The 9,921-nt window shown below is 67.8% G+C and carries 8 protein-coding genes; 2 read left to right on the forward strand and 6 right to left on the reverse strand.

Features of this window, described 5'->3' with window-relative positions; genetic code table 11:
* Positions 1-400 precede the first annotated feature (400 nt).
* The gene (locus tag F3K02_RS23595; RefSeq protein ID WP_177138608.1) at positions 401-1,786 is read left to right on the forward strand and encodes a sigma 54-interacting transcriptional regulator; all 1,386 of its coding nucleotides are present in this window, start codon (positions 401-403) and stop codon (positions 1,784-1,786) included.
* A 115-nt stretch (positions 1,787-1,901) separates the two neighbouring features.
* Positions 1,902-4,004: a sensor histidine kinase gene (locus tag F3K02_RS23600; RefSeq protein WP_177138610.1), complete on the forward strand. Its 2,103-nt coding sequence runs from the start codon at positions 1,902-1,904 to the stop codon at positions 4,002-4,004.
* Between the two features lie 96 nt (positions 4,005-4,100).
* On the opposite strand, the gene F3K02_RS23605 is transcribed toward F3K02_RS23600, so the two are convergent.
* The 6 genes from F3K02_RS23605 to boxA all read right to left on the reverse strand — a co-directional run.
* Entirely contained in the window at positions 4,101-4,718 is a 618-nt protein-coding gene (locus tag F3K02_RS23605; RefSeq protein WP_177138612.1) for a TorD/DmsD family molecular chaperone, read from the reverse strand.
* Between the two features lie 137 nt (positions 4,719-4,855).
* Positions 4,856-6,931: a 4Fe-4S binding protein gene (locus F3K02_RS23610; protein ID WP_177138664.1), complete on the reverse strand. Its 2,076-nt coding sequence runs from the start codon at positions 6,929-6,931 to the stop codon at positions 4,856-4,858.
* Complete coding sequence (locus tag F3K02_RS23615) at positions 6,891-7,547, reverse strand: DUF3306 domain-containing protein (protein ID WP_177138614.1); 657 nt, start codon at positions 7,545-7,547, stop codon at positions 6,891-6,893. The genes F3K02_RS23610 and F3K02_RS23615 overlap by 41 nt, the downstream gene beginning before the upstream one ends.
* Complete coding sequence (locus F3K02_RS23620) at positions 7,544-8,386, reverse strand: gamma-glutamyl-gamma-aminobutyrate hydrolase family protein (RefSeq protein WP_177138616.1); 843 nt, start codon at positions 8,384-8,386, stop codon at positions 7,544-7,546. Before F3K02_RS23620 ends, F3K02_RS23615 begins: the two co-directional genes overlap by 4 nt.
* Complete coding sequence (locus F3K02_RS23625; RefSeq protein WP_177138618.1) at positions 8,383-9,006, reverse strand: DUF3305 domain-containing protein; 624 nt, start codon at positions 9,004-9,006, stop codon at positions 8,383-8,385. The genes F3K02_RS23620 and F3K02_RS23625 overlap by 4 nt, the downstream gene beginning before the upstream one ends.
* A gap of 115 nt (positions 9,007-9,121) precedes the next feature.
* Positions 9,122-9,921 (reverse strand): benzoyl-CoA 2,3-epoxidase subunit BoxA (gene boxA / locus F3K02_RS23630; RefSeq protein ID WP_177138620.1); only part of this gene is annotated, 800 nt, incomplete at its 5' end.

Here is a 9,921-nt window from a genome sequence, read left to right on the forward strand (position 1 = left end):
CACAGTGCAATAGAGATATGACACCGTAAAGATGGGTTTGCCCGCCTTCGGGTCATCGCTTGGCTTGCGGCATCGCAGCATGAAGCGTTGCTCGCGATTTAATAGCCAAAAGCGTGCCATCAGCGTTCACTTATGGAACGCCGCCATGCCCCTGGCGGGGCACCCCGCGCCAGCGCCTGTCACCACGGGGGTGACTGCCTGAAGGTGCTTCGTGAAACGCGGGATAACCCGCATGTCTTTGGTGACCTTGAACGGTGCGGCGCGCCAGGTTGTCGCCATCCTTTGCGACAACTTGTCGCGATGAGACCGTCAGCGCCGGGACGCCAGCCCACCGCAGCGGTGTTGGATTGCGGTCAATACCCAAGTGAATTTGTAAACTTCATCCGTAGAATGCGAGCCGGTGGAACCCACCTCATTCACCCCCTTCCCCGAAAAGAACCTCGAAGGCTGGCCCGACTGGTCGATCCTGATCGTCGACGACGAACAGGGCATGCTCAACTTCCTGGTCAAGACCCTGGCCCCACGTTGCCAGTTCGTGATGAGCGCGAGCAGCGCTGAAGAAGGCGCGGAATGGCTGCGTGGCCACCACGCCGATCTGGTGATCCTCGACATATCCCTGCCCGGCAAGAACGGCGTGCGCTGGCTCAAGGAGCTGCGCGAGCAAGGCTTCACCGGCGAGGTGATCCTGATCACCGCGTTTGCCGATCTGGACACCGCCATCGAGGCCCTGCGCGCCGGTGCCTCGGACTTCATCCTCAAGCCTTTCCGGGTGCCGCAGATCCTCAACGCCGTGAAGCACTGCTACGAGCGCTCGCGCCTGCGCCGCGAGAACTTCGTGCTCAAGCGCGCCGTGGCACCTCTGGCCGTGGGCGGCCAGGCGCTGGTCGGCGGTTCCGCCGCGATGCAGCAGCTGCGCGCTGCCATCGCCCGCGTGGCGCCGGTGAACAGCACGGTGCTGCTGCAGGGCGAATCGGGCACGGGCAAGGAGCTCGTGGCGCGCGAGCTGCACGCACAGGGTCCCCGCGCGGCCGGCCCCTTCGTGCCGGTGAACTGCGCCGCCGTCTCGCCCGAGCTGATCGAGAGTGAACTCTTTGGCCATGCCAAAGGGGCGTTCACCGGCGCCACCCGCGCACGCGACGGCCTGTTCCACTACGCACAGGGCGGCACGCTGTTCCTCGACGAGATCGCCGAACTGCCGCTGCCCATCCAGGCCACACTGCTGCGCGCCATCGAAGACCTGCAGATCCGCCCGGTGGGCAGCGAACAGCTGATGCCGGTGAACCTGCGCATCATGGCCGCGACCAACCGCCGCCTGGCCGATGAAGTGGTGGACGGCCGCTTCCGCAAGGACCTCTTCTTCCGCCTGCAGGTGGTCGACCTGACGCTGTCGCCGCTGCGCGAGCGCAAGGACGACATCGCCCCGCTGGTCGAACACTTCATGGGCCAGCTCGCGCCCGCGCTCGGCGTGGCGCCGCTGCAGATCAGCGAGCCGGAAATGGACTTCCTGCGGCAGTACGACTGGCCCGGCAACGTGCGCGAGCTGCGCAACCTGGTCGAACGTTCGCTGATCCTGGGCTCGCTCAACGTGTCCGCGCTCTACCCGGGCGACACGCCCCGGCAGGCCGCCGCACCCGGCGCGGGCCCGACCGACCTGCACACGCTGGAGAAGCGCCACATCCTCGCGGTGCTGGACTCGGTGCAGGGCGACAAGACACGCGCCGCGCAACTGCTGGGCGTCTCTCGGCGCACGCTGGAGCGGCGTGTGGCCGAATGGGCGGGCTCGTGAAATCACCCCCGCCGCGCTTCGCGCGACCCCCTCAAGGGGGCAACCCGATGTGGCCCGGCAAAGCCGGTTCCACCGGGTTCCTGGATGGTGCACTTCGCGCCGGAGTTGTCCCGACATGATTCGCTACAAGCCCCGCTGGCTCGCCACCTCGGTGCGCAACAAGCTGCTGGCGATGGCGCTGCTGCCGCTGCTGGTCGTGTTCCCGCTGCTGGTGCTGGCCATCGCGGCCTGGAGCAACATCACCTACGACCGCCTGCTCATCACCAAGGTGCGCAGCGACCTGGCCGTGGCACGCGGCTATTTCGACCAGGTGCTGATTGAGGTTGGCAGCGGCACGCGCGGCGTGGCCGGATCGCAGCGGCTGCTGAGCGCCATGCAGCCGTCCGGGACCGTCGTCCCCCAAGGCCAGACCGATGCGGCGTTGCGCGATCGCCTGAGCGAGGCCCGGCGAGAGCTAGGGCTCGACTTCCTGCTGCTCTACGGCACCGACGGCCAGCCGCTCGGCAGCGCCGAAGACAACGGCCCGCACGCCGCCCTGCCGCTGGAGCTCCTGCGCCTGGTGCCCGAGGCCACCTTGGGACCCGGATCGCGATCGGCGCGCCTCATGCGCCTCGACACCATGGCCATCGCCCGCATGGCGCCCCAGCTGATGCCCCGCCTGCACATCCCGCTGGTGCCCACGCGCAACGCCGCCCCCGACGCACGCACCACCGAAGACCGTGCCATGGTCGTGATCTCGCTGCAACCGGTGCGCGACGCGGCGGGCCGCACCACCGCCCTGCTGGCGGGCGGTTTGCTACTCAACCAGAACCTCGACTTCATCGATCACATCAACCGCATCGTCTACCCCGAGGGCGCCCTGCCCTTCGGCAGCGAAGGCACGGCCACGCTGTTTCTCGACGACGTGCGCATCACCACCAACGTGCGCCTGTTCCAGGACCAGCGCGCCATCGGCACCCGCGTCTCGCAGACCGTGCGCGACCGCGTGCTGGGACAGGGGCAGACCTGGCTGGACCGCGCCTTTGTGGTCAACGACTGGTATGTGTCGGCCTACGACCCGCTGCTCGACGCCACCGGGCAGCGCATCGGCATGCTCTACGTGGGCTACCTCGAAGCGCCTTTCCGGCTCGTGCGCCTGGCCATGATTGGCGTGATGGGTCTGATCTTTCTGGCCGTCATGGCGGTGTCGGCCTGGTTCTCGGTGCGCTGGGCGCGCAGCATCTTCAAGCCCGTGCAACAGATGAACCTCACCATGCAGCGCGTGGAAGACGGCGAGAACCGGGCCCGCGTCGGCGCCCTGCCCGCGCGCGACGAACTCGGCGCCCTGGCCGGCCACCTCGACCAGCTGCTCGACGTGATCGACGACAAGACGCACGCGCTGCAACGCTGGGGCGAAGAACTCGACGGCAAGGTGGCCGAACGCACGCGCGAACTGGAGGCGAGCAACGCCTCGCTGCAGCAGGCGCAGCAGCAGCTGGTGAAGAGCGAAAAGCTCGCCGCCATCGGCCAACTCACCGCCAGCATCGCGCACGAAATCAACAACCCCATCGCGGTGATGCAGGGCAATCTGGACCTGATGCGCGACACGCTGGGCGAGCACGCGCAGCCGGTGAAGGCCGAACTCAAGCTGCTCGACGAACAGGTCGAGCGCATGCGCCTGATCGTCACCCAGCTGCTGCAGTACGCACGGCCCACCGAGTACGCGGGCTACGTGGAAACGCTGGACCTCAACCGCACGGTGGACGACAGCCTGGTGCTGGTGGCGCACCTGCTGGCGCAGACCCGCATCACGGTGCAGCGCTCGTTGCAGGCCACCCAGCGCGTGGGCTTCAACCGCCAGGAACTGCAGCAGGTCATCATCAACCTGCTCATCAACGCCATCCAGGCCATGCCGGAAGGCGGCACCCTGCGCCTGTCCACACAGGACTGGGCCGATCCACACGGTGCACGCGGCGCACTGCTGCAGGTGCAGGACTCGGGCGCCGGCCTGGCACCCGGCGTCGCCGAGCGCCTGTTCCGCCCCTTCTTCACAACAAAGAATGACGGCAACGGCCTGGGCCTGTGGATCAGCCTGGGGCTGGTGGAACGTTATGGCGGCGGCATCAGCGCGGGCAGCCGGGCCGACGGCCAGAGTGGCGCGGTGTTCAGCGTGCGGCTGCTGACGGAGCCGCAGGCGCCAGCGGCGGTGAACACGCGGGATGGGCGGCCTGGGGGGTGAGAGTGGTGGGGTGCATCAGCGCCAATTCATCAGATTCAGGGCCGTTGACGTTCAGCCGACTTCACCATCCAGAACAACCGCAACGAACCCACTCCCTCACACCATCAAATCAAACCCCTGCGTCTCCACGCTGATGAACGCCGCCGTGAACCCCGCCAGCGCCGCATAGAACCGCGCCTTGGGGTGGGCGGCGATGGCTTCGCACAGGGCCGGCGCCCAGCTCTGCACGTGGGCGCTGAAGAACTTCTGCTGCTGCGTGAGGTTGGCGACTTCCACGTCGTCGCCGGCGATCAGGTAGCGCATGACTTCGCAGACGCAGGCGAAATGGTCTTCGGTTTCGTTCATCGACTCGTCGCGCGCCAGGCCCAGGGCGGCCAGATCGCCGCGCAGCGCGGCCAGTGGCTTCTCGTTGAGGAAGCCGCTGAGGTACCAGGAGCCGAACAGGTAGAGCTCGGGCTTGCCGACGCCGCCGAACAGCGCGTTGTACTCGGCGGCCACCTGCTCGTCGCTCAGCTCGCGCACCGTACCCACGAACTGGCGCCAGGGCTCTTCCAGAAAGCCGCCTGCCGCCGGCGCCTCGGTCACGGCCACGCGCAACTGGGCCAGCAGATCGGGGCTGGGCGGCGCGTAGAACAGCGCGGCCAGCAGGCCGTACACCTCGGCGCGGGCGGTTTCTTCGTCGAGAGCGGAGGAGACAGGAATCTGATCGTTCATATCGTTTGCTTGTTCGGTTCGTTCACCGCCTCTGAAGCGGCATTGCCAAGGACCAGCCGAGACACGCCGTGGAACTGGCTTTGCCAGGCCACAGGCGTGGTCCCCCTGGGGGGAAGACGCGCAGCGGCGCAGGGGGGCTACATATCCGTGATCTTGGTTTCGCCCGGGTTCGAATAGATGTCCACCACGCGGCAGTCGCCGCACATTTTCAGGCGCTCCAGCGCCTCGCCCTGGAACATGGCGTGGCCGCCGAGCTTGGCCAGCATGACCTCGATGCCCTTGAGCGTGCCGAAGGGTTTGCTGCAGCGGATGCACCGATACGGCTGCGCTTCGTTGAGCACGCGCAGCTGTTTGCGTTGCTCGCCGAGCAGCAGGCGCGGCTGCAGGCTGATGGCTTTTTCGGGGCAGGTCTTTTCGCACAGGCCGCACTGCACACAGTTCTTCTCGATGAACCGCAGTTGCGGTCGTTCGGCGTTGTCCTGCAGCGCGCTGGCCGGGCAGGCGCTGACGCAGCTCAGGCACAGGGTGCAGGTGTCCTTGTTGACGCTGATCGTGCCCAGCAACGAGGCCGCGGGCAGCGCGATGGCTTCGGCCGTGCGGGGGCGGGCGGCACTGTCCTGCAGCAGGTGGTCGATGGCGAGTTCCACCGTGGCGCGCTTCTCGGCCTGCACGGCGAAGCTGGCGCGGCGCTGGACCACCTGGGCCGGCGCTTCGCCCAGCTCGGCGTCGAGCGCCATCAGGTCGCGCGCATCGCGGGCTTCGATCAGCTTGAAGTGGCGCCCGCTGTAACCCAGGCCGCTCACGATGGCCTGCGCGACCGCCATCTGCTCGCGCACGGCATCGCGGTACTGCGGCGCTTCTTCGCCTGTCATCAGCACCCAGACCTGCGAGGCACCGTAGGCGAAGGCGGTGAGCCAGACATCGAGCCCGGTGGAGGCGGTGTGCCACAGCGGCAGCGGGATCACGCGCGCGGGCACGCCGCGCACCGACTTGTCAAGCGCGGCGGCACGGCCCAGGTCACCGATCAGCGCGGCGCCGGCTTCCTGGCTGTGCAGCAGCAGGGCCGCGTCCTTGCCGCCGGCTTTGGCGTAGGTGGCCAGCAGGGTGCGCAGCTTCACGCCCTGCTCGCTGGCGCGCGGGTAGGCGTAGCTCAGCGCGCCGGTGGGGCAGACGGTGGTGCAGGTGCCACAGCCCACGCAGAGGTTGGGGTTGACGACGATCTGGTTGCGCTTGAGGTCGCTGCTGATGGCCGAGGCCGAGCAGATGTCGACGCAGGCGTTGCAGCCCACTTTTTCGTTGCGGCCGTGTGCACAGAGCTTCTGCTTGTAGGTGAAAAACCGGGGCTTCTCGAACTCGCCCACCAAGTCGCGCAGCTGGATCAGCGCCTGCAGGGCGGCGGCATCGCCGAGGCCACCGGGCAGGTGCGTGTAGCCCTGTGGCAGCGCGTGCTGGCTGAAGGCCGGGGTCTTGCGCAGGTCCAGCACCAGGTCGAATGTGTCGCTGTGCGTCTGCGGCTCGCGCTGGAAGTTGATCGCTCCCACCGCTTCGCAGGCCTTGACGCAGGCGCGGTGCGAGCGGCAGCGGTCCATGTCGATCTGGTAGTCCAGGCCGATCGCGTCTTCGGGGCAGGCGGCGATGCAGGCGTTGCAGCGCGTGCAGAGGTCGAGGTCGATCGGGTTGCGGGTGGTCCACTGCACGTCAAAGGCGCCGAGCCAGCCCGTGAGGTGCGGCGCATCACCGCCGATGACGGGGTAGCGGCGCGACTGCATGCCCGCGCCGCCCACGGCCATGAGGGTCACGTCCAGCGCATCATTCACCAGCCCCGCAGCGCGTTCGGCGTCTTCCAGCGCCCCGATGATCAACAAGCGGCCTTCGCTGGTGTAGGTCACCGTGGGCACGGGTTCGGCGTCGGGCAGGCGGGCCGCCGCAAGCAGCGCAGCCATCTTGGGCGTGGCCATCGCGGCCTCGCGGCCCCAGCCACCGGTCTCGCGGATGTTGACGAAGCGGATGGGGCGCACATCGAGCGACACCGCGCCCTCGGTCTGCTCCGAAAGTTCGGCGAACAGCCGGCTTTCCTGCGTGCAGGCCACCACCAGTTCGTCGCTGCTGCGGCAGGCCTTCTGGAAGGCGGGCGCGTCGCGGCGGCACAGCGTGGTGTGCAGGGTCAGGTCTTCATCCAGCGCCTGGCCCAGGGCCTGGGGGTTCAGGGGCATGGTCTGGTTGCAGTTGCAGATCAGCGTGGTCATCGTGGGTTTCTTGTGGTTCCGGCTGGGCGACCGGTTCGGTCGCACCGGCCTGGGGTGCCTGGGCCTCTTCGGGCTCTGCGGCGTGCTCTTGGTCGGCGACAACGGGCGCTGGCGCCGGGATCTTCACCTTGTTGGGATCGTCCACCAGTTTCAGGAATTGCGCGCCGACCATCTTCGCCATCTCGGCGGCGGACAGCGGGCTGGGCTTCGAATAGTCGTCGATGTAGATGTCGAGCCCGTCCATCACGTTGTAGTGCGGGTCGGTGAAGAGCTTTTTCACCGCGGCGTTGCGCACCTCGGCCGGCACGCCACGCGCCACGAAGGGCTTGAAGTCACCGTCCAGCGACAGGCGGGCCACGTCTTCCAGCGTGGGTGCGGGCGGCGGTTCTGCCGGCTCGGCGGGCAGCGTGGGCGGCGCCAGACCATCAACGGCACCTGGCACAACGACCGGCGCCACCACCGGTGCCACGGCCACCACGGGTTCGGGCGCCGGCGGCTCGGCGGGCAAGGGTTGCCCGGTGCGCACCTGCACCTTGCGGCGCGACCAGCGCGAGAAGAAGTTGTCGTCTTCGTCGGGTTTCATGATCGCGCAGACAGGGGCACGCCGGGATGCACCACGGCCGCGCCGCTCTGGTGGCGGTCGGCGCGCGCGCGCGCGGCACGCAGAAAATCCATCATCATCGGACCGCTGTCGAGCAGGCCCTCCACCTCTTCACCCGGCGTGAGGTGGAACTCGGGGTGCCACTGCACGCCGAGCACATAACCCGGCCCGGTGTGCCGGATGGCCTCGATGATGCCGTCCTTCGAGCTGAGGGCTTCCACCGCCAGCCCCTCGCCCAGACGGTCCACGCACTGGTGGTGGATGCTGGTGACACGGTGGGGCGCGCTGTTGCCATACAGCCGCTGCAGCGAAGACCCGGTTTCGAAATGCACGTCGTGCATCAGCCGGTCGTAGCGCGTGGTGTCCTGGTGGTGGACGGACCCGGGGCGCTGCGAGGGGATGTCCTGCACCAGGCTGCCACCGAAATAGACATTGATGAGCTGCGCCCCGCGGCAGATGCCGAGCACCGGCTTGCCCGCTTCGACGAAGCCGCGCAGGAGGTTGAGCTCGTAGCGGTCGCGAACCGCATCGCCGGCCCAGGCCGGGTCGCGCAACGTGTCGCCGTAGGTTTCCGGACAGATGTCGATACCGCCCTGCAAGACCAGGCCGTCGAGCAGGTCAACGAGTTCGGTCATGGGTGCGCGGTTGGCCGACAGGGGGCTGTCCTCGTCGATGAAGGGGACCATCAGCGCGATCGCCCGGTGGGCCATGATCCAGTGCGCCATGGAGCTTTCCAGGAACTGCAACCGCTTCTGCGGCAGACCCAGACCGGGTGGCGGATCGTGCAACAAGCGTGCGCTGATACCGATGCGGAGTGTCATCGTCGGGGCCCTGTGCCGTTTTTTTCTGTGGAGATGCGAACCGGCTGACCGAAGCGGTCGGTCAGTGGCTTGAAACTGTCGGGCCGTTTGCGGCGCTTGGGCTCGGGCTGGTAGGTGGCATCGACGAAAGCGCGCAGCCAGTCCACCACCTCGTCGGCCGCCGCGACCTGGTCAACCCGCTCCTGCGCGTCGAGCCAGCGCCCGGCGTCGTGGTAGCTCAGCGTCACGATCTGCGGCACCGCCATGGGCTCGCCATCGAGCAGCCGCTCTTCATCGGCACGCCAGAACACCCAGAAACAGGGCTGGGGGCTGTTCAGGTTGAGGAAGTAGCCTTCGGCGTCATCGCGGAAAAGTTCGACACGAAAGCGCGGGAACAGCCAGTGGGTCGATGCGGCGTCGGCCGCCGGCTGCAAGGGCTCGACGGCCTGCGGCTCGTGGGTGGTGTCGGGTGTGACGGATTCGGCGTCTTCGGGGTCGCCACAGGGCAGCACGTCGGCCAGCACCCATCGCCAGGGCTGCCAGCGGCTCATGGGACCGCTGACCGGTTCGCGGCGCATGACGACGTCCACCTCGATGGCGGGACGGCGCGGAGCAACGGGCGCGGTATGTTCGGATGTCATAGGTAGCCCGCAATGTAAGCCATCCCATGGCAGGTCTCCATCCGCCAGCCCGTTCACCCTGGCCCCCTCCATGTTTTCCAGGGCCGGCGCCGGGGTCGGTGGCCCTGGCGCGTCTTCAGTAGGTTTCGAGGTGCAGGCGTCCCTCGCGCTTGAGCGCGGCGCCGATGGTGTCCCAGTTCAGCCCGGCCTGGGTGGCCACGTCGTGCAGCGCGAGCACCACGCCCTCTTCCATGCTTTTGAGGCCACACACGTAGAAATACGTGTTCGGATCCTGCAGCAGCACGGCGAGGTCGGCGGCGCGCTCGCGCATGGCGTCCTGCACGTAGCGCTTGGCTTTGTTCTTCTCGCGGCTGAAGGCGAAGTGGGTGTCGATGAAGTCCCTGGGCAGGTTCTGCAGCGGCCCGAAGTACGGCAGCTCTGCCTGTGTGCGGGCGCCGAAGAACAGCATGAGCTTGCCGCCCTCGAACTTGCCCGACTGCCGCAGGCGCCGGCGCCATTCGGTCATGGCCCGCATGGGCGCACTGCCCGTGCCGGTGCAGATCATCACGATGTTCGATTTGGGGTGGTTCGGCATCAGGAAGCTGGTGCCGAAGGGGCCGATCACCTCCACCGTGTCGCCCACCTGCAGGTCGCACATGAAGTTGCTGGCGACACCGCGCACCGGCTGACCAGCATGGTCTTCGAGCACGCGCTTGATGGTGAGCGAGAGGTTGTTGTAGCCCGGGCGCTCGCCGTTGCGCGGGCTGGCGATGGAGTACTGGCGCGGGTGGTGCGGCCGGCCCTGGGCATCGGTGCCGGGCGGCACGATGCCGATGGACTGGCCTTCGAGCACGGGGAAGGGCATGGCGCCGAAGTCGAGCACGATGTGGTGGGTGTCGTAGTCGTGGCCGACCTGTTGGCCGACTTCGGTAACGC

It is taken from the genome of Hydrogenophaga aromaticivorans (genome assembly GCF_013387465.1).
GTDB lineage: Bacteria > Pseudomonadota > Gammaproteobacteria > Burkholderiales > Burkholderiaceae_C > Hydrogenophaga > Hydrogenophaga aromaticivorans.

What these genes read in the sequence shown, in the direction of transcription:
- F3K02_RS23600 (WP_177138610.1), top strand. Translation starts at nt 1,902, where the DNA reads ATGATTCGCTACAAGCCCCGCTGGCTCGCCACCTCGGTGCGCAACAAG.
- F3K02_RS23620 (WP_177138616.1), bottom strand. Translation starts at nt 8,386, where the DNA reads ATGACACTCCGCATCGGTATCAGCGCACGCTTGTTGCACGATCCGCCA.
- F3K02_RS23625 (WP_177138618.1), bottom strand. Translation starts at nt 9,006, where the DNA reads ATGACATCCGAACATACCGCGCCCGTTGCTCCGCGCCGTCCCGCCATC.
- F3K02_RS23615 (WP_177138614.1), bottom strand. Translation starts at nt 7,547, where the DNA reads ATGAAACCCGACGAAGACGACAACTTCTTCTCGCGCTGGTCGCGCCGC.
- F3K02_RS23605 (WP_177138612.1), bottom strand. Translation starts at nt 4,718, where the DNA reads ATGAACGATCAGATTCCTGTCTCCTCCGCTCTCGACGAAGAAACCGCC.
- F3K02_RS23610 (WP_177138664.1), bottom strand. Translation starts at nt 6,931, where the DNA reads ATGCCCCTGAACCCCCAGGCCCTGGGCCAGGCGCTGGATGAAGACCTG.